This window comes from Lentzea sp. NPDC092896 (genome assembly GCF_044754905.1).
In the GTDB taxonomy this organism is placed as follows: Bacteria; Actinomycetota; Actinomycetes; order Mycobacteriales; family Pseudonocardiaceae; genus Lentzea.
This window is the reverse complement of the sequence record NZ_JBIVPX010000006.1, coordinates 31849-51606: the sequence shown is the minus strand read 5'-3', so window position 1 is coordinate 51606 and position 19758 is coordinate 31849. Positions and strand designations below refer to the sequence as shown.

The window sequence follows — 19758 nt, the reverse complement described above, 5'->3', positions numbered from 1 at the left end:
ATCCCCCGGATTACACCTGCGCCTGTCGCCTGCAACCCGTGGAGGTGCTTAGCGGTCGTCACATCAGGGCAGGCGGCCCGATAAGTTGCTGCCCACGGAATGACACCGCCGCCAGTCCAGCTGCCACCCTGCCGATTAGGCCCAGGCCAGCCAGCACGCCAGTATCCGTAACGACCCAGTGCAGGTTCGATCTGGACCCCGCGACCCATATGAGAAGTCGCCTCCACAAAGGCGCGGTGGTAGGTCAGGTCATCCGTCGCCAAGGTCACACGGGCGCGGCGACCCCTCCTGTCATGAACGGTGCAGTGAAGCAATCCCCATCCCAGCGGCGTAGGAATCAGTGCTGCATCACGACAGAACTCCTCGTAGGTGCATCCGAGTTCCCGTGCAGCATTGACCGAGATCTCTGAGTATTCAATCATCCTGGGCTTCTTCAAGACTGCATTCACATAGGAAACGCGCTTCCCAGGGATCTGCTCCGCCTTGACCCCGTAACGGTCGGAAATTTTTCTCTTTGTCACGGGAGTGATCGTGGCGGACTTCGGGATCGCCGCGCCACTTTGATCACCCCAGCACAGTTGGACATTCAAAGGGCCTGAGCTGCAGAAATGCGATGCCCAAGCAGGCCCCGCTCGCGCCACGCACACCGTTCGTGTCCAAGCCGTTATCGATGTTGCGTCACCACTGGCGTCGTGGGGCTTGCTGTAGGAGGTTGCGCACTGCCGAAATCCGCTCTACAGGATCAAGGCCGCCGCTGCGGCACGCTCCGCGCGTACGGCGAACACCTTCCATCCCGGCACTCCCGGCATCCGCTTCGCTGCGCCGGTCGGCCGGGCGGCGCTGCGCGCCGTCCTCCGGCCTTGCCCCAACCGACGAACTCACCCATAGAGCCATGCCGGCCCGCAGCTCCCGACGAGCGCCGTCAGGGTCACCTCGGACATGCTGGTCATGGCGCTCGGCTGCCGCGACGGCTGCGCCGCCTTGCCACCGCTTGATACGGATGACCCCGCGGCTCACACTCCCCCTTGTCGTCAGGAAGCCCTGTCACCTCTGGAGGTGTCGCTTGGCTTGGGAATGGCTGGCTCCAACGGGCACCCTGCTCGGTACCGTGGTTGGAGGCTTGATCGGTGGCGGGTACGCGCGAGGCACCCAGAAGCGCCAACACCGGTTCGATCGACGTAAGGCTGTTGACGAGCAGGGTCGAGAGAAGGCTACAGAGGCTGTCGCCGCGCTTCGATTCCTTCAGCGCCACAACGACGAAGTCGTGAACTGGTCGATGTCTGCGCCTCCTGGTGATCTCAGCGACACGCAAGAGCAGCTAGACCGGCTCGGCCAAGCCGTCGTCTTCCTGACAGACGACCAAGCACGAAGCCAGGTCGAGCTGGTGCACAACGTCATCACAGACAACTTCGTGGCCGACCGGTTCGGTCGCCACGACTACGCAAGTGCTGCCGTCATGGTTTGGGTTGCGTGCCGCGAGGGTCTGGAAGTACTCGGCCGGTACCTGCGAGACGAGCCATCGCAGCCGCCCTCTGAGCAACTACAGAAGCTCCGCACCGCGTATGACTCCGGTCATGACGAGATGGCGCGTCAACATGAAGAGTGGGAGCAGGAGCGAACGCAGAAGACCGCGCGAAAGCCAGACGTGACGCCCCCAGAGAAGAGTTAGCCGGCGCGCACGAACCGCGAAACCATCGCGAAATGCGGAACCCAAGCGCCACAACGTAAGAAGCCGAAGCCGCAGCTCAAGAGGCATGACAGGACCTAGGTCTGTCGTCCCTTCCTAAACCGTGTGTCGCAGGTTCGAATCCTGCCTGGGGCACCACCTTTCGCCGGGTGAAATCAAGCCTTGACCTGCGACTACGCGGTCAAGGCTTGATCTATTTCCTCACCTGCCGGCGCGGACGTGGCTGATGTACGGCTCGTAAGCCGACAGGTCGCGGTGCGGCTCGTACGTGCTCAGGTAGTAGTAGTCGGCCACGATGTTGGCCTGCTGTTCGGTGTTGAAGTCGGCGAACGTCTTCCCGTGCAGGCCCTCCGCGCCGCCGTAGTCGTAGAGGCCCTTCACGAAGAAGCCCGCCATCGCGGTCGGGAGCAGGCTCAGCACGCTGCGGCCGTGTTGGTACTGGTAGGCGTGGGTGAGTTCGTGGACGAGCCAGCGCTCGTAGCGAGCCTGGTGTTGCGGGCCGGTCAGGACTCCCTTGGGGAACGTGACGAGCTTCGGGAGGGTGCGGGCCACGCCGAAACTGCCCAGGAGGCCGCCTTCTGCCAGGCGGAGGGCGCTGATGTCCAGGGCGTCGCCGAACACCTCGCGGGCTATGTCGGCCTCGCGTGATTCCAGGTTGCGACGGAACACCACGGCAGCTCCCCTGCGTCGGAGGAGTACCGATGTTAGGCGGACGGGCTAACCGGCAGAAGTACCGGCGGAAGTGCTGTTGTGCACCAATGGTCATTGACCGCTGTAAACAAGGTTTCCTAATTTCGGGCCCATGAGTGAGCCTCCGGGACGCAGGTCGCAGAACGGTCCACGCCTTCAGGAGCTCTACGAGGACGCCCGGCGGCGGTACTCGCGGCGCGGGCTCTTCCGGGCCGGGGCGGTGGGTGGGGCTGTGCTTGCCACGTCGAGTTTGGTGGGCACCGCTTCGGCCGGTGGATTCAACGCTCCCGCGGTGTTGCTCAAGGAGACGGCGAACGGCAGAACACTCCGGCCGTTCGGGCGGCACATCGCGTTCGGGGCGGACCCGTCGCGGCAGGTGGTGGTCTCGTGGCAGGCGCCGGCCAACGTTCAGGCGCCCTATCTCCGGGTCGGGACAACCCTAGGTGAGTACGGGGAGAAGTTGCCCGCGGAGGTGAGAGCGCTTACCAGCGACTTGGCGTGGCAGGAGCGGGAGCCGCTGTTCACCATCTCGCCGCATTTGGGGAAAGCCGTTACGCAGTACTACCTGCACGTCCGGCTTGACGATCTGGTGCCGAACACGACGTACTACTACGTCGTCGGGCATCAGGGGTTTGAGCCGCAGGAGCCTGCCGGCTTCCGGACGGCACCGGCGGCCGGCGCCAGGACGGCGTTCTCGTTCACGGCCTTTGGCGATCAAGGGGTTGGGCACAACGCGTTGGCCACCAACGGTCTCATCGCCGATCTGGGGCCGCAGTTCCACCTCGCGATGGGCGACATGAGTTACGCCAACGACGGTGAGGGTGGGCGGCCGGAGACGGACAAGTACGACGCGCGGAAGTGGGATTCGTTCTTCGCGCAGAACGAGCTCGTGGCGGCGACAACGCCGTGGATGGTCTCGCTCGGCAACCACGAGATGGAGAGCTGGTACGACAACCACGGTTATGGCGGCATGCGGGCGCGGTTCACCATGCCCGACAACGCGTGGGACGGGTCCACCTGCATCTACTCCTGGCGGTACCAGAACGTCGGGATGATCAGCCTGGACGGCAACGACATCTGCTACAACAGCGACGCCAACCTCGACTACACCGAGGGCAAGCAGCAGGTGTGGCTCAAGGCGCAGCTCGAGAAGTTCCGCGCGGACGCGAGCATCGACTTCATCGTCGTCTACTGCCACCAGTGCACGTACTCGACGTCCGGGAACAACGGGTCCGAGGTCGGCGCGCAGAAGCGGTGGGCTCCGTTGTTCGACCAGTACCAGGTCGATCTGGTTCTCAACGGGCACAACCACGTCTACGAGCGCACGGATCCGATCAAGGCAGGCAAGGGCACCAAGAAGGCCGACATCAAGAGCGTCATCAACCCCGTCAAGGACGGCACGACCTACATCACCGCGGGCGGTGGTGGCGAGAGCATCAACAGCTGGGCCGACTCGAAGATCTCCGACTCCTACTTCGGCAACGTCAAGGACGCCACGGCGACGATGCGGGTCGACCAGGAGGACGGCGAGGAGAAGCTGGTCAAGGTGACGTGGTCGCGGGTGCGGTATCGCGGGTACGGGCTGATCGTCGTCGACGTCGAGCCGAGGACGAACGAGCCGGCCCAGATGAAGGTCCGCGCGCTCACCGAGACGGGTGCGCTGGTCGACGAGTTCACGATCCGGCGCGGCTGAGAGGGCCTGACATGACTGAGGAACACTCGCGCCGGTTGTTGTTCAAGGTCGGTGGCGCCGCGCTCGTCACAGCCGCGATCACCGGCACGAAACCGGCCCAGGCCGCACCCGACGGGCGGAAGGTCCGGCCGGTCGGTCGGCATCTCGCGTACGGCGCGGATCCGTCCAAGCAGGTCGTGATCTCCTGGCAGCAGCTGGAGAAGGTCACCGGGCCGTACGTCCGGATCGCCACGAACGCGGGTGGGTTCGGGCCGAAGATCGCCGCCGAACTGCGCACGCTCAAGAGCGAGATCGGCTGGCAGGAGGGCGACCACAGCTTTCCTCCGCACGGCCCGGATCCCATGTACCAGTACTACCTGCACGCCAAGCTCAACGACCTCACGCCCGCAACGACGTACTTCTACGTCGTGGGGCACGACAACTACGATCCCGCCACCAGCAAGCGCCCGAACGAGATCGCGTCCTTCAAGACCGCACCGACAACCGCCACGACGCCGTTCACCTTCACGGCGTTCGGCGACCAGGGCTACGGCTACAACGCGCGCAAGCTGACGAGCCTCGCCGCGGACCAAAGCCCGGCCTTCCACCTCGCGCTCGGCAACCTGAGCTACGCCATCCACGGCGGCACGACGAACGTCGAGGGCGGGCACACCGACACCGACAAGTACGACGCCGCGCGGTGGAACAGTCTGTTCGCGCAGAACGAGTTCATGGCACAGACGACGCCTTGGATGCTGACGCTCGGCAACCGCGAGATGGAGGAGTGGTACTCCCCCAACGGCTACGGCGGCATCAAGCAACGCGTCACCATGCCGGACAACGCCTGGAGCGGCTCAACAGGCATCTACTCCTGGCGGTACCAGAACGTCGGGCTGATCAGCCTGGACGGCAACGACATCTGCAACCGCAACACCGCGAACCTCGACCACACCAAGGGAAAGCAGCTCATCTGGCTCAAGGCGCAGCTCGAGAAGTTCCGCAAGGACACGAGCATCGACTTCATCGTCGTCTACCTGCACCACGCCACGTACTCGACGGCTGACGGCGGTGGCGCGGAGAGCGTCGCGCAGCAGAAGTGGGCGCCGGTGTTCGACAAGTACCAGGTCGACCTGGTCCTCAACGCGCACAACCGCGTCTACGAACGCACCGACCCGATCAAGGCCGGCAAGGCGAGCAGCGACGGCACCACCTACATCACGGCGGGTGCGGGCGGTCAGGCCCTGGACAGGTTCTACAAGGACGCGCCGGAGTCCTACCTGGGCAACGAGAACACCAGCGGCACCCCGACCATGCGCTGCTACAAGAAGAACAGTTCGAGCTCGACGGACACCAAGGTCACCTGGTCACGCACGCGGTACCGCGGCTACAGCATCGTCGCGGTCGACGTTACCAAGACCACGATGAAGGTCCGCGCGCTGAACGAGGACGGCGTGCTGATCGACGAGCTCACCCTGCGACGGCGGTGAGCCGGTAGCGGATCTCCTTCAACTCGGCCCCGCCGATGGTCTCGGTCCTGACCGTGCCATCGGCGCGGAACCCGAGCCGCTCGTAGAACCGCCGCGCCCGCGGGTTCTCGTCGAACACCCACAGCACCACGTCCTGCTGCCCCTCCAAGGCAGCACGCGCCAGCTCGTAGCCCAGGCCGGTGTCCCACGCGGAGGGCAGCACGTAGATCGCGTACAGCTCAAAGGCGGCATCGGGCTCACGGGACGGGCCGACGGCGACGAACCCGGCCACCGCGGAATCGAACAGGCCGACCCACACGCCGCCGCGCGGGATACCGCGTTCCCACATCGATGTGCGCGCTTCCACGGAAAGCTCGTCCAGCACGGAATCCGGCACAAGACCGCGATAAGCGGTCTGCCAGGTCTGGACGTGCACCGCGGCAACGGCTGGAGCGTCGGCGACGACTGCTGGACGGACCGTCATGTCTTCCCCCAGTGGCATGATCGAGCTCATGCGGATCATCGTCGACGCGGACCCAGGCATCGATGATGCCCTTGCTTTGTACTACCTGCGCGCCCAGCGGGAAATCGAAATAGTCGCCATCGGCACGGTTCACGGCAACGTGCCGGTGCAGCAGGCCACCGCCAACGCGTTGAGGCTCGCGGAGCGCCTCAACCTCGACGTCCCGGTGGCGATGGGCGCCGCGAAACCGCTCGCCCAGCCCCTCAGGACCGCAGAGGACGTGCACGGCCAGGACGGTCTCGGCGGCCACGCGGGAGACGAGCCGAAGACCACTCACGCAACAGAAAGCGCCGCCGAACAGCTCGCGAACAAGGCGCGGGAGAACCCGAAGGAACTGAGCCTGCTCGCGATCGGCCCGCTCACCAACGTCGCGCTGGCGCTGCAGATCGAGCCACGCCTGCCGGAACTGCTCGACAAGGTCGTGGTCATGGGCGGCGCGCTCAACGTGCCGGGCAACATCACCTCCCACGCCGAGGCCAACTTCTGGCACGACCCGGAGGCGGCCGACCTGGTCCTCGCCGCCGGCTTCGAGGACCTCACCATCGTGGGTCTCGACGTCACCATGGCGAGCCACGCCCCGCAGGAGTGGCTCGACGCGCTCCCCGACGACTGCTACCCGCGGCGGATCCTCGGCTTCTACGCCGACTTCTACGGCAGCTTCCTGGGCAAGAAGGGCTTCGTGCCGCACGACCCGCTGGCCGCCGCGATCCTGCTCGACCCCGGCCTCGCGAGCTACCACGAGGACCGGTTCGCGATCGAGCTCACCGGCCGCTACACGCGTGGCAAGATCGTCGCCGACCAACGGTTCCTCGCCCCGGGAAGCCCGTTCGGGCGTGACATCGCCACCGAACGCACGAAGGCCAAGTACGCCGTCACGGCCGACCACGCCCGGTTCCTCGACCAGCTGAGGCACGCTGTGACACAACCATGACAAACCACCGACGGGACCTGGACAAACACCAGGGACCGTGGAGGTATGAACGTCCACTTGAAACGATGGCTCGCGGTCTCGGGGGCCGCCGTGGTCATCGCGACGGGCGTCGTGGCCGGGGGCTCCTACTGGCGGCTCGAGAGCAATCTCAAGACCGTCGATCTCTCCACGGAGATCACCCACCCCAGGCCTCCGTCGACGCCTGGCCGCCCCCTCAACATCCTCCTCATCGGCAAGGACGACGGCCGGTCCGACACCGCCATGGTCGTGCAGCTGAACGCGAAGGGCGACCAGGCACGCGTGGTCAGCATCCCGCGCGACACGATGGTGCCGAGGCCGAGTTGCGGGACCAACCCGCCGGCCGCGATCGCCATGTTCAACAGCGCCTTCTCCACGGGCGGCGCCGCGTGCACGGTGGCGACGGTCGAGCAGATGAGCGGCATCCGGATCGACCACTTCGTGCAGATCGACTTCAACGGCTTCCGCGACGTCATCGACAAGCTCGGCGGCATCGACGTCACGATGCCCGAGGCGATCGACGACGAGAAGAGCGGGCTGCACGTGCCGGCCGGGCCGACGAAGCTCGACGGAACGCAGGCGCTCGCATTCGTGCGCACCCGCTACAGCATCGGTGACGGCAGCGACCTGAACCGCATCAAGAACCAGCAGCTGTTCATGCGGGCGCTGAGCGAGAAACTGGCGAACGAGAACTGGCTCGCCAGCCCGGCGAAAACACTCCAGCTCGCCGACATCCTGACGAAGTCCATCGTCACGGACACCGGAATCGGTTCGATTCCCGAATTGGCCGACCTCGCGGGAAAGCTCACCGCGTTGAAACCGGACGCGATCACGTACGTGACGCTGCCGACCGAGAGCTACCTGCCCGATCCGAACCGGGTCCAGCCGAAGCAACCGGAGGCGGACGAGCTCTGGCAAGCCGCCTGAGCTAGCAGGCGGCGCCCTGCCACTCGCTCGGCTTGGGCCACGGCTGAGGAGACCCCCAGGGCTCCTCAGCCGTGGATGCGTTGCCCCAGTCAGCCACAGCCACTTTGACGGTCTCCCAGTCTCGTGAAGGACGTGGAGTCGAGGTTGTCAGACCTCCTCGTTATGGTGGGCCTCTGACCACCTTTCCGGTGCGTGCGCCGCAGCTCAGGCGGGCGGTCCACGTTTTCCGGTCCGGACGAGGAGGAGGCCGATTGGGACCCCGTGGCGTCTTCGCGGAGCGCTTCGCGCTGCTCTACGCGGAGGCAGGCGACCCGCCTCTGAAGCGAGTCACGGAGTCGGTCACCCGTGCCCGCCGAACGGACGAACAGGGCAGGCCACTGCGCGTGCCGGCCCAGCGGGTCAGCGACTGGCGGCGCGGGCGCAACGTCCCCGCCAGGTTCAGCGGCCTGAGCGCGGTCCTGGAGGTCCTGGTCGGTGAGGCCCGCAAGCGCAGGCCCCAGCCCCCGATCGACGGCCTGTACGAACTCGACGCGTGGCGCGCCCTCTGGGAAGAGGCGCTCGCGAGCCCCGTCACGGAAACGAACACACCCCCTCAGGAAGACAACTCCGTCTGCCCGTACATGGGTCTGAGCGCATTCGGGCCGGAAGACGCGAATTGGTTCTTCGGCCGGGAAAGGGCGACGAACGCACTTCTCGACCGGCTGAACGACAACGGCATCACGACGCTCGTGGGCGCGTCCGGTGCCGGGAAGTCCAGTTTGATGAAAGCGGGGGTCCTCCCCCGGCTGAGCAAAGAGGCCGTCCTCATTTCGCCCGGCACCGATCCGCTGAAGGAGTTCGCGCTCCAGGTTCCGGAGCTGGTCCACGTGCTGGAGGCCGCCGCCGACGCGGACGGGCACGTCGAGTTCGCCCACGAGGTGCAGGCCGCGGTCGGCGACCGGGTGGTGATCGTCGACCAGTTCGAGGAGGCGTTCACCCTCGGCGGCGACGAGGACCGGCTGCAGATCTTCGTGCAGGCCCTGCACGCGGCCGCGGAGAAGACGGCGGTGGTGCTCGGCGTGCGGGCCGACTTCTACGCTCGCTGCCTCGACTTCCCCGAGCTCGCCGAGGCCCTGCAGACCAGGCAGATGGTGCTCGGCGCGATGTCCGCGGCCGAACTGCGCGACGCCATGACGAACCCGGCCAAGGCCGCCGGTCTGCAGCTCGAAGCCGGTCTGGTCGACCTCATGCTGCGCGACCTCGGCACGCACAACCGCCGCGGCAAGGATGCCTACGACGCCGGCGCGCTCCCCCTGCTCAGCCACGCGCTGCTGGTCACGTGGCAACGCAGGCAGGCGGGCCGCCTCACGATCGCCGGCTACCGGGCGGCGGGCGGCATCCAGGGCGCGGTGGCCGCCACCGCCGAACGTGCCTGGTCAGACCTCGACGAACCGGCGAGGGCCGCCGCACGACAGCTGCTGTTGCGCCTGGTCAGGGTCGGCGACGACACCCAGGACACCCGCCGCCGGTCCAGCCGCCACAGCCTGCTGGAGGCCAGCACGAACCTCCCGGCGACGGAACGCGCGCTCGAAGTCCTCACGCACGCCCGCCTGATCACCATGGACGCCGGCTCGGTGGAGATCACGCACGAGGCGTTGTTGCAGGCGTGGCCCCGGTTGCGCAGCTGGATCGACGAGGACCGCGCGGGCAACCTGACCCGGCAACGGCTCGAAGAGGACGCGGCGACGTGGTCCACCCACGACCGCGACTCGTCACTGCTCTACCGCGGCGCACGGCTGGAGGGCGTGCGGCAGCAGCAGGACGTCACCACGATCGCCAAGGAGTTCGTGCGGACGTCCGAACGCCAGCACCGCAAGAGCGTCTGGCTGCGCCGCAGCGCCATCTCGCTCGTGGTGATCTTCGCGCTGATCGCCGCCGGTGCCGCCGTGATCGCCGTGCGGCAGCGTGACGACGCGGTGTTCCGCCAGATCGTGGCCGAGGCGGACCGGCTGGCCGACACGGACGCGTCGGTGGCCGCCCAGCTGCTGCTCGCCGCCCACCGGTTGCGTCCGGACGACCTGGACGTGGGCTCCAAGCTGCTCGCGAACCAGCAGAAGCCGCTGGCCGTCCCGCTGCCGGGGCACACCGGCGCGGTGTACCTGACGTCGTTCACCACCGACGGCACCGTTCTCGCGACCGCCAGCTACGACCGCACCGCCCGCCTGTGGGACGTGCGGGACCGCTCGAACCCGAAGCCGCTCGCGGTGATCACCGGCCACACCGACTGGCTCACCTCCGCGGTGTTCTCGCCGGACGGCAGAACGCTCGCCACCACCGGCAACGACAAGACGATCCGGCTGTGGGACATCACGGACAAGGCGAATCCCCGGCACCTCAGGACGATCGAGACCGGCAACGGCACCAGCTACCTGCTGGAGTTCAGTCCCGACGGCAAGATCCTCGCCGCGGCGAACGAGGACAAGACCGCGCGGCTGTGGAACGTCAGCGATCCGGCGGACCCGCAACCCCTCGGCGAGCCACTGCGCGGCGCCACCGCGGCGGTGCGGACGCTCGCCTTCACGCCGGACGGCCACACGCTCGCCACCTCGGGCGACGACCAGGTCGTCCGGCTCTGGGACGTCGCGACCAGAACCCCGGTCGGCAGGCCGATGACCGGCCACACCGGCGGCGTGCACTCGGTGACGTTCAGCCTGGACGGCAAACTCCTCGCGTCCGCCGCCGACGACACGACGGTGCGGCTGTGGGATCCGGCGGCACAGACGCAGATCGGCGACCCGCTCGTGGGCCACACCGCAGGCGTGTGGTCGGTGAAGTTCAGCCCCGACGGGCGGATGCTCGCCTCCGGATCGGTCGACGGCACCGCACGGCTGTGGAACGTCACTGATCCGATCAACGCGATGCAACTCGGCAAGCCGCTCGCGGCGCCCAGCGGTGGCGTGTTCGCGGTCGGCTTCTCGCCGGACGGCGCGACGCTGGCCACCGGCGCGGGCGAGAACTCGGTGCGGCTGTGGTCGTTGCCGCGGCACGTGGTGCCGGTCCCCGCCGGGAACGCGGGAGTGACCTCGTTCAGCGAGGACGGCGAGCTGCTCGCGACGGCGGACGGCAACGGCGGCAGGGACGGCAAGACCGCGCGGTTCTGGGACACCACGGATCCGCTCACGCCGAAGTTCCTCGGAGCGGTGAAGGTCAGCCCTGACAAGGGATCCGTCCGGATTCAACTCCGCCCGGACGGCAAGGTGCTCGGCGCGTTGGCCGGTGAGAAGGCACTGCAACTGTGGGACACGAGCGATCCCGCGCACGTCGTGCCGCTCACGCCGCCGATCATGCTCGGCACGCGGTTCACCAACCAGCTCGTCTTCTCGCCCGACAGCAAGATCATGGTCACCGGTGGCGACGACGAGTCGGTGCAACTGTGGAACGTCAGCGATCCCGCGAAGCCCGTCGAGCTGGGCGAACCGTTGACCGGGCACGACGGGTACGTCAACGACACGACGTTCAGTCCCGACGGCAGAACCATGGTGACCGCGAGCAGCGACCGCATGTTCCGGCTGTGGGACGTGACCGATCCCGCGAAACCGCGGCTGCTCGGCAGACCGGTGGAGGACCACCACGAACCGGTGCAGCGCGTCATCTTCACGCCGGACGGCACCACGCTGATCACCGGCGGCGCAGACAAGGCGATCCGGCTGTGGGACGTGCGCGACCGGGAGAAGCCGGTGGCGCTCAGCGTGCTCACCGGGCAGACGCAGCAGGTCTTCTCGCTCGCGGTGACGCCGGATGGGAAGACGCTCGCGAGCGGCAGTTCGGACAAGACCTTCCGGTTGTGGGACATCGGAAATCCGGCCAGGGCGACCCCGCTGGGCCTGCCGATGGCGCTCACGTCCGGTGCCGAGCCGAACGTCCTCTTCAGACCGGGCAGCCGGGCGCTGGTGCTGTCGGGCGGGGGCGACGGCCTGCTGCGCCTGTGGGACATCGACGTCTCGCACGAGGCCGAGCGCATCTGCGCCACCACGCGGGGCGCGCTCACCGAGCAACTGTGGCAGAGCCGTCTGCCACAGGTGGAGTTCCACGCCCCCTGCTGACCCGCCCAACTGCCCTCACCTACAGCACCTCATCGGTTACTGTCCGCTGCATGCGTCTTCTTGCTCGGGTCGGCAGCTTGCGCGCGGTCGTCGCGGTGACCGTCGGGTTCATCGCCCTCAACATGATTCTCGTGGTGCTCGGCAACGTCACGGACTACGGCACGAACGAGGCGTTCGTGAAGCACGTCCTCGCGATGGACACGACGTTCGGCGAGGGGCTGAAGTGGCGGGCGATCACGAGCCCCGCCGTCGTCACGATCGTCTACGTCGCGATCATCCTGTGGGAGGCGATCTCCGCGGTGCTGCTGACCGCGGGCACCGTCGCCTACGTCCGCGACAAGGAGGACAGCGCGCGCAGGTTCGCGTCCGCCGGTCTGCTGATGATCGTGGCGCTGTTCCTGGGCGGCTTCATCACCGTCGGCGGCGAGTGGTTCGCGATGTGGCAGTCGAAGGACTGGAACGGCATCGGCGCGGCCCTGCGGATGGTGACCATCGCGGGCTTCGCGTTGATCCTCGTGCACCTCAGCCCGCGTCGGGCCACTCAGTAGTCGGCTCCACGCAGAACACCGGTCCGACGCCCGCGTCGGCGCCCAGCCCACTCCACCAGTCGCGCTGCTCAGCGTCCTCGATCGAGTCGATCACGACGAGCCCACCGGCCTCGTGCACGAACCCGAAGAGGTCGCTGAGCACGTGCGACACCAACTCGTCCGGCTTCTGGCAACGCCCCTTCACCCGCACCGCCGCCACGCCGAGCGAGCGGACGAGTTCGATCTCCGCGGTGGAGCCGGAGAAGTCGCGCGCGCCGATGTGGATGCCCATGTCGGAGAGCAGCTCGAGGTTGTCGGCGGCCTCGCTGTCCTCGGACGCGAGCACCTGCACCGGAAAGCCCAGCAACAACCGCCCGGCCGGCAACCCGGTGTCCGCGAGCACGCGCCGCACGTCGCGCACGAGGTCCGGACTGTTCGCCATGCTCTCGGTGAGGCAGACGGCGAGCATCTCCTCGTACCGGCACGCGGACTCGGCGGCCGTCCGCAGCATCCACTCGCCGAGCGGCAACATCAGCCCGGTGTGCTCGGCCATCCCGACGCACTTCTCGTGCGGGATCAGCCCGACGTCCCGATGCCGCCAGTTCAGCTCGGCCTCGACGCACACCCGCGCCGACCCGTCGAGCTTCATGACGGGGTTGAACACGACCTCGATGTCGCCGTTCTCCCAGGCACCGGGCATCACCGCGGCAAGAGCGAACTCCTCTTGCTCCCGCTTGTCCTGGGTGGCGTCGTGCAGCCCCCACTGCCGCCGCCCGCTGCGCTTGGCGCGCCGCAGCGTCATGTCCGAGGCCCGCAACACCTCGGCGGGATGATCACCGGGATGCAGCCGGGGCAACACCCCGATCGACGCCGACACCGCGACCCCGTGCTCGCCGAAGTAGACGGGCTCGGCCAGTTCGTGCTCGATCGTCCGAATAGTCGTGTCGACGTCCGGCGTCTCGGCCCCGTTCTCGACGAGGACGGCGAACTCGTCCCCTTCGAGCCGGGCGACCATCGCCTTCTCGGCGGAGAACACCGAACTGAGCCGCTCCGCGACGAGCTTGAGCACCTTGTCGCCGATCTCGCGCCCGAGCCCGTCCGTGATGACCGCGAAGGCGTCGAGATCGAGGTGGTACAGCGTCACGCCGTGCTCGATGTCGCTGTGCAGCAACGACTCCAGCCGCGTCGTGAGGTACTGCCGGTTCGGCAACCCGGTCAACGCGTCGTGCAGCGACTGGTACTGCAACCGCCCACCGAGCAACGTGAGCTGGCTGTCGTCGTCGATCATCACGACGAAGTGCTTCGGGTTGTCGTCGGGATCCTTCTGCACGGTGGCCGCGAGCAACACCCGGAAGTGCTCACCATCGCGATCGATCAGCCGCGGCCGCTCCTCGACCCGCCGCATCCGCCCGTACCGCAGGCCGGCCAACGCGTCGTTGATGAGCGGCAGATCAGCGGGCGCGATCAAATCCGTGAGCGTCATCCCGGCAACGTCTTCACGCCGAAGAATGGTGCACAACGCCTCGTTGGCCCGAATCAGCTCACCATCGAGCCCGACCATCGCGATACCGGTGGAGGAATGCGCGAAAATGTCCTCGAACCGCTCCTCGCTGGCCTGCAAATCCAGCTGCACAGCCCGATTCGCCCGCAACAGAGCCTGACTGACGCTCTCCTGCTGCTCCAGCACGAACGCCTGAATCGCCCCGGTGTACGCCGCAGAAACAGCCCCGACCACCAGCGCGGCCTGCCGAGCGTCGGCCCCCTCCTGCACGACGAACTGCGCGAGAACCTCGATGGACTCCCGCAGACTCTCAGCGCCAACGCAGTGGATCTCCACCAGCCGAGTTCCGACCAGCGAGGCCACCCGAGGATCACCGACGAGCGCCTCAGCCACCAGGTTGAGCAGCTCGTGCAGCTCCTCCGTCAGCTTCGCGGCCGACAGCGGTATGTACGCGGTACGACTGACCTTGATCGCCCAGTCGCGCGCCAACGCGTCGCGTCCCACCGGACGTGACGGTCTCGCGTCGTCCTGGCTCGGCAACCCGTTCCACCTGACCTGCTCGGCGAGCAACGGAGCGGAAGCCTACCGCCAGCAATCCACACCGTCCCAATGCGCGGCACCGTTCCCCCCAACGGGGGTATAGCGATCTCTGAGCGTTACAGCCTTTACTCGCTCAATCGGACCAATTTTCTCATGAACAAGGCCAACCCTCGACCTTCGATCGGGCTACACGCGGCCAGCGGAGGGTTGACGACGGTGAACGGCACCAGGCCCATGATCACCCGCGACCAGCACCTGATCGCATGCGAAGCCGAAGGCGAGCCGTCCTTGCCGTGCGGTCCGGGTGGGCTTTTGATCAGATTGGCGGGGTCTGGGGCGGAGCCCCAGGAATCAGCCGCCACACCAGCACGCAACCCAACCACCTACGGACGACACAACAGGCGTCAGCCCACACTCCCAATGATGTGCCGCAACTGAGCCAGCAAATCCGACCGAGACGTAGACCCCAACCGCTGCCTCATCCGAGCCATGTGGTGCTCAACAGTCTTGGCGGAGATGAACAACCGATCCCCAACCTGCTTGTAGGTCATCCCCTCCACCACCAACTGAGCCACCTCCCGCTCCCGATCACTCAGCTTCCCGGCGTCCTCGACCACGGGAGCAGCATCAGACTCAGCCCCCCGCCGAGCAGAAACCGGTCGCCCCTGCAACAACCGAGCGCAGTCCAGCAACCGAACCATCGCCTGCCGATCGGCGGTGCGAATCGCGGCCTGCCCGGCCAACCGGGAGGCGTCCCACCAAAGCCCGACCGCGTGCAACCCCCGAGCAGCTTCCTCGACCCGATCGGCATCCACTTCGCCGGCCACCACGTCCAGCCAGCACTCGGCGGCCGCGGACAGAATCGCGCAGTACCGGCTCCGCTCCCGATGAACGGCCAACGCGGCCGCATGCTCCTCAGCGGCAGCGGTGTTCTCGTCAATGATCGCCGCGTGCAGCAAACTCCAGTGCAGCTGCATGGACCACAGCGGCGGATTTCCCAACGACCGCAACAAAGCACCGGCCTGCGCGAGATGCGGCGCCAGCCGCTCGTGATCCCGCAACCGGGCGGCAGCGGCGGCGAACTCCCCCAACGGCAACAGGCTGAACAGGTCCACCGGATGCCGCAGAACGGCCTCGCAGGCCTGCTCCCAGGTCCGCCGCAACGTGGCCAGGTCGGAGTTCCGCCGGGCAACGCCGACCTCGAGGGCCACCGCGAAGATCCAGTCACGAGGCTCGAAAGCCCCGCGAACGGACATCAGCGTCTCGCGCGCCACGGCCAGGTTCCCGCGCAACATGTGCAGCCAGGCCTGCAACAACCGGTGCCGCACCGACATCAGCACGCCACCGGTACCGGTCTCGACCGCGCGATCGAGCACCGACTCGGCCACGTTCGGCTCGCCGCAGTGCACCGCGACCAGTGCGGCCAACGCAGCCGGGCTGTCCGGCAACAACACCGCACCGCCGGCAGGTTCGAGCATCGACGAAGCACGGACCAAAGTGGACAGTGCGACGGTCTCGGCTCCCACGACCGACTGCCGAACACCCTGCAACATCAACGAGGCCGCACCGCCGAGCATCGTCGGCGGCTGCGGCGGCGTCTCCTCGAACAGGTGCCCGGTGCCGATCAACCCGATCCCGGCGAAGGCCGCCGCGTACGGAGTGGCGGCCCAGCGGAACAACTCGGTGCTCCGAGCCAGCTGACCGCGGTGGGCCAAGGCGACCGCCGCGACCTCGGCCGCGGTCCGGCGATGCGGCGAGTCAGGAATGCTGATGACCTGGTCAGCGAGGCGAAGAGCGCCGTCCAGGTCGCCCGCCATCGCCGACGCCGTGGCCCACGAAGCCGCGGTCTCGGCAGCGGGAACACCGCCGCCCGTCGAGGCCTTGAACAGCTGAGCCGCGAGAGCGGGATCCGAAGCCAGGGCCTCACGGGCGGCGGCGACGAACACCGGGCCGCCGATGCCGGTGTCGAGCAAAGGCCGCACCAGCTCCAGCACAGGACCACCGCGGTCGAGCTGGAGCTGGGCCAGCTTCTGCCGCACCGCGATCCGCCGCTCGGCACGGGTCAACGAGCCCACGGCCCGCGACGCCAACGGCAGCAGCGTGCCGTCCTCGGCCAGCAGGCCGGTGGCACGGGCGGCCTCGATGATGTCGCTGACCTCGTCGAAGTCCTTGTCCAGCAACGCGGACAGCAGGTCCAGGCGCTGGGCGGCCCCGGCTTCCGCGGCCAGCAGGAACTTCTGCAGGTCGGCGTCGAGCCAGTCGAGTTCGGCGCGGAACGCACTCAGCACGTCGGCGGAAACCTCAGCGACGGCGCCAAGACGTTCCACGAACAGCGGCACGCCACCGGTCTGCGCGAACACGAAGTCAGCAACAGCCTTGGGAGCGTTCAGCAGCTCGCGAACGCCCTCACGGGACAGCGGCGCCAACGGCACGACGACCGCGCCACGGGTCAGTTCGGCCAAAAGCGCACGGCGCGGCCACGGGCGGTAGGCCAGTACCAAAAGCGGTTCGGAGGCAAGAGAGCGCAACGAAGCATCGTCCAGCAGGTGCGCGTCGTCCACCACGCGCACGGCGGTGTTGGTGATCTCCGAAAGCAGCGCTGTCTTGCCGTAACCACCAGGCGCCGCAACGACAACACGCAGGCGGTCGCCCGGTGCAGCCTCGTTGATCCGGTCGAGGACGCCTCGCACTGGGGCGTCCAGCACCAACCTGGCTCGCGTGGTCACGCTCAACGGCCGTCCTCATCATCGTCTCGGGATCGGGAGCCGGAGCGGCGTCCGGCGGGCTTGAGCGCGCTCGCGACGCGCTTCACCCGCCTCGGCGGCAGCTCCAGCGGGGACACGTCCACCGGCGGGCGGGGCGGTGGCGCGGAGAACTCGTCGTCTTCGGGGTTCGGGACCTCGCCGACGGGGAAGCGCAACGACGCTTCGCGGGTGTGCACCAGGACCGACGTGTCGAGCGGCGCCGGTTCGGCCTCGGGGCCCATCAGCACCAGGCGCGCGGCGACCGCGAGGCCCTTGGCGACCGAGTGCTCGGGGGCGGCCTCGGCCAGCACACGGCAGTCGACCGAGGACGACAGCGCGTCGCCGATCACGGGCATCCGGCAGCCACCGCCGACGAGCAGCACCGCGTCGGGCTGCACGGTTCCCAGGGCACGGACGAAGGTGCCGACCAGGTGGTCGACGGACGGGCGGATCTCGTCCACGAACTCGTCGCGCGCGATCTCCACGCCGCTGACCACCACGGACTGACCGGACGGGCCGAACGCCCGCTTCGCCGCCTCGCACTCGGCGGACGACACGAGGCCGTCCTTGCCGAGCCGGCCTCGCACCAGTCCCATCAGCAGGTCGTCGAAGTCGGCGCCGGTGTGGTGGTCGACGCCATCGACGTGGTTGACCAGCTCGAACGTCCGTTTCTGCGCACGCCGGACGACCGACGCGGAGAACGCGTGGCTGCCCAGTGAGAACACCGCCAACGACGCGTCAGGCATCACACGGGAACGCACGGCGTGGTTCTCCGCCGCCGCCAACGGCTCCGGCACGAGCGTCACGTCGTGCAAGCCGACGGCCCGCAACGCCGCGTACAGCTGTCCTCGGCGATAGGGGCCCCACCCGGCTGGGTGACTCACTGCCAGGTGCCGGGGCTGTTCACCCTCTCGGGCGACCACTTCGCCGACGACCCACATGATCAGCAACGCGGTGAGCTCCTCGGCCGGGCACATCTCCGGACCCAGCGCGAACGGCACCGCGTCACCGACCCGGCGGGCGAAACCGGAGGCGGTCCACCCGGCCACGCCGCGCTCACCGACGTTGAACGTTCCTGCGTCCGTGAGCTGCAAGAACGAGGGCACCACGAGGACGATCTCGGCATCCCGGGCGCCGTCGAGGCGGCACACGGCAGCCGTCGTCCGGGTGGTGCCGACATCGACTCCCAGTACGTACGCCAAGTCTCTTCCTCACCTGTTCGCAGCAGCGACCAGTACCTACACGGGTGAACAAGAGACGCTCAAGTGAGGCCCCTAATCCCCTAGGGGGTCAACGACCGTCACCCCATTGGGGAACGGGGATTGACTGGGAGTGATCCCCGATGCAGGTGGCGGCCCGCTCTCATAACTTTCAGTCACACACCCCGAACGACATCCGCGTCTCACCATGGAGTGCCCTCAGATGACCCAGCCCAGCACGCTCCACGACTTCGTGCTCAACCTGCTCAGCGACCCGTCGCTCAAGGACGCGTTCGCGGCCGACGCTCAGGGCACCCTGGAGCAGGCTGGCCTGGCCGACATCACGGCCGTCGACGTGCAGGAAGTCATCCCGCTGGTGATCGACCTGCTGCCCGCCACCCCCGCTGGCCTGCCCGCCATCGACGGTGTCGACCTGACCCTGCCCACCGACGCCCTCCTCGCGGACGGCCCGCTCGGCGCCATCAGCCAGCTGCAGGCGGTCGCGTCTCAGCTGACCTCGTCGGGCGTGAGCCTCACCGACCTGCAGACGTCCTCGGCCGGCATGCTCGCGGCCAACGGCGACGGCTTCAAGTTCGCCGCGGAGAACAGCTCCCTCGGTGAGTACTCCCGCGTCGCCCTGGGCCTCGACGGCGACTTCTCCGCCGTCAGCGACGTGACCTCGGTCCTCGACCAGACCGCGTCCCCGCTGACCGGCACCGTCCTCGACGTGGCCGACACCGCCACCGCGACCGTCGACGCGCCGCTGGACGGCGTCACCTCGGCCGTCCCCGGTGTCGACGGCATCCTCGGCCAGCTCGGCGGCGTGACGGGCCTCGGCCACGACGCCCTGGGCGTGCTGGGCGGCGGCGACGTCAGCCTCGGCGTGCTGAACACGAGCGGCCTGGACGACCTGGGCAACGGCGACGTCGGCCTGCACTCCCTGGACACCGTCGGCCAGGTCACGCACACCGCGACCGGCCTCGTCGGCACGGCGACCGGTGTCGCCGGCTCCGTCACCGGTGACCACGGCGTCGGCAACGTGCTCGGCGGCGACCACGGCGTGGGCAACGTCCTCGGCACCGTCACCGACGTCACGCACAACGTCCCGGTTGTCGGCGACCTGGACCTGGGCCTTCTCGGCTGATCCACCCTCCCAAGCGGACCGGCCCTGTCTCACGCAGACAGGGCCGGTTCGCTGTCTCGGCTGACAAAACGATCAGTGCGAGGTGACGGTGAGAAACGTCACGGCCC

The 19758-nt window shown here is 67.9% G+C and carries 13 protein-coding genes; 8 read left to right on the top strand and 5 right to left on the bottom strand.

Features of this window, described 5'->3' with window-relative positions:
• Nucleotides 1-1063: 1063 nt before the first annotated feature.
• Nucleotides 1064-1669, top strand: coding sequence for a hypothetical protein (locus tag ACIQF0_RS28075; protein ID WP_401034036.1), 606 nt, complete (start codon nucleotides 1064-1066; stop codon nucleotides 1667-1669).
• Nucleotides 1670-1888: 219 nt separating this feature from the next.
• Here ACIQF0_RS28075 and ACIQF0_RS28070 read toward each other — a convergent pair whose 3' ends face one another.
• Nucleotides 1889-2359 carry a hypothetical protein gene (locus ACIQF0_RS28070; RefSeq protein ID WP_360046906.1) on the bottom strand — a complete coding sequence of 157 codons (471 nt, stop codon included), beginning with the start codon at nucleotides 2357-2359 and terminating at the stop codon, nucleotides 1889-1891.
• Nucleotides 2360-2489: 130 nt separating this feature from the next.
• Here ACIQF0_RS28070 and ACIQF0_RS28065 point away from each other — a divergent pair, with 130 nt between their 5' ends.
• Together ACIQF0_RS28065 and ACIQF0_RS28060 are read left to right on the top strand one after the other, a co-directional pair.
• Nucleotides 2490-4070, top strand: a complete 1581-nt coding sequence (locus ACIQF0_RS28065) for a purple acid phosphatase family protein (RefSeq protein ID WP_401034032.1) — start codon at nucleotides 2490-2492, stop codon at nucleotides 4068-4070.
• Between the two features lie 11 nt (nucleotides 4071-4081).
• Entirely contained in the window at nucleotides 4082-5536 is a 1455-nt protein-coding gene (locus ACIQF0_RS28060) for a purple acid phosphatase family protein (RefSeq protein WP_401034030.1), read from the top strand.
• Here ACIQF0_RS28060 and ACIQF0_RS28055 read toward each other — a convergent pair.
• Complete coding sequence (locus tag ACIQF0_RS28055; protein ID WP_401034027.1) at nucleotides 5517-6029, bottom strand: GNAT family N-acetyltransferase; 513 nt, start codon at nucleotides 6027-6029, stop codon at nucleotides 5517-5519. The two genes, ACIQF0_RS28060 and ACIQF0_RS28055, sit on opposite strands and share 20 nt — an antisense overlap.
• On the opposite strand from ACIQF0_RS28055, the gene ACIQF0_RS28050 reads away from it, so the two are divergent.
• The 4 genes from ACIQF0_RS28050 (at nucleotide 6028) to ACIQF0_RS28035 (ending at nucleotide 12544) form a co-directional block, all read left to right on the top strand.
• The gene (locus tag ACIQF0_RS28050) at nucleotides 6028-6969 is read left to right on the top strand and encodes a nucleoside hydrolase (protein ID WP_401034025.1); all 942 of its coding nucleotides are present in this window, start codon (nucleotides 6028-6030) and stop codon (nucleotides 6967-6969) included. The two genes, ACIQF0_RS28055 and ACIQF0_RS28050, sit on opposite strands and share 2 nt — an antisense overlap.
• Nucleotides 6970-7014: 45 nt before the next feature.
• Nucleotides 7015-7914 carry an LCP family protein gene (locus tag ACIQF0_RS28045; protein WP_401034022.1) on the top strand — a complete coding sequence of 300 codons (900 nt, stop codon included), beginning with the start codon at nucleotides 7015-7017 and terminating at the stop codon, nucleotides 7912-7914.
• A 251-nt stretch (nucleotides 7915-8165) separates the two neighbouring features.
• Complete coding sequence (locus ACIQF0_RS28040; protein WP_401034020.1) at nucleotides 8166-11996, top strand: hypothetical protein; 3831 nt, start codon at nucleotides 8166-8168, stop codon at nucleotides 11994-11996.
• A gap of 50 nt (nucleotides 11997-12046) precedes the next feature.
• Nucleotides 12047-12544, top strand: a complete 498-nt coding sequence (locus ACIQF0_RS28035; protein ID WP_401034017.1) for a DUF2165 domain-containing protein — start codon at nucleotides 12047-12049, stop codon at nucleotides 12542-12544.
• Here the strand turns inward: ACIQF0_RS28035 and ACIQF0_RS28030 are convergent.
• The 3 genes from ACIQF0_RS28030 to ACIQF0_RS28020 all read right to left on the bottom strand — a co-directional run bounded on the left by ACIQF0_RS28030 (nucleotide 12519) and on the right by ACIQF0_RS28020 (nucleotide 18510).
• The gene (locus ACIQF0_RS28030) at nucleotides 12519-14528 is read right to left on the bottom strand and encodes a diguanylate cyclase domain-containing protein (protein ID WP_401034014.1); all 2010 of its coding nucleotides are present in this window, start codon (nucleotides 14526-14528) and stop codon (nucleotides 12519-12521) included. The genes ACIQF0_RS28035 and ACIQF0_RS28030 overlap by 26 nt on opposite strands.
• 440 nt (nucleotides 14529-14968) lie before the next feature.
• Nucleotides 14969-17290 (bottom strand): LuxR C-terminal-related transcriptional regulator, encoded by a 2322-nt coding sequence (locus ACIQF0_RS28025; protein WP_401034011.1) that lies wholly within the window; start codon nucleotides 17288-17290, stop codon nucleotides 14969-14971.
• A gap of 2 nt (nucleotides 17291-17292) precedes the next feature.
• Nucleotides 17293-18510, bottom strand: coding sequence for an Hsp70 family protein (locus ACIQF0_RS28020; protein WP_401034008.1), 1218 nt, complete (start codon nucleotides 18508-18510; stop codon nucleotides 17293-17295).
• Nucleotides 18511-18730: 220 nt separating this feature from the next.
• Here ACIQF0_RS28020 and ACIQF0_RS28015 point away from each other — a divergent pair, with 220 nt between their 5' ends.
• Complete coding sequence (locus tag ACIQF0_RS28015; protein WP_360046895.1) at nucleotides 18731-19651, top strand: IniB N-terminal domain-containing protein; 921 nt, start codon at nucleotides 18731-18733, stop codon at nucleotides 19649-19651.
• The last annotated feature ends 107 nt before the right edge of the window (nucleotides 19652-19758 follow it).

Excerpts from the sequence above, each read along its gene's own strand:
- ACIQF0_RS28065 (WP_401034032.1), top strand. The coding sequence starts at position 2,490 with ATGAGTGAGCCTCCGGGACGCAGGTCGCAGAACGGTCCACGCCTTCAG.
- ACIQF0_RS28060 (WP_401034030.1), top strand. The coding sequence starts at position 4,082 with ATGACTGAGGAACACTCGCGCCGGTTGTTGTTCAAGGTCGGTGGCGCC.
- ACIQF0_RS28050 (WP_401034025.1), top strand. The coding sequence starts at position 6,028 with ATGCGGATCATCGTCGACGCGGACCCAGGCATCGATGATGCCCTTGCT.
- ACIQF0_RS28055 (WP_401034027.1), bottom strand. The coding sequence starts at position 6,029 with ATGAGCTCGATCATGCCACTGGGGGAAGACATGACGGTCCGTCCAGCA.
- ACIQF0_RS28045 (WP_401034022.1), top strand. The coding sequence starts at position 7,015 with ATGAACGTCCACTTGAAACGATGGCTCGCGGTCTCGGGGGCCGCCGTG.
- ACIQF0_RS28035 (WP_401034017.1), top strand. The coding sequence starts at position 12,047 with ATGCGTCTTCTTGCTCGGGTCGGCAGCTTGCGCGCGGTCGTCGCGGTG.
- ACIQF0_RS28015 (WP_360046895.1), top strand. The coding sequence starts at position 18,731 with ATGACCCAGCCCAGCACGCTCCACGACTTCGTGCTCAACCTGCTCAGC.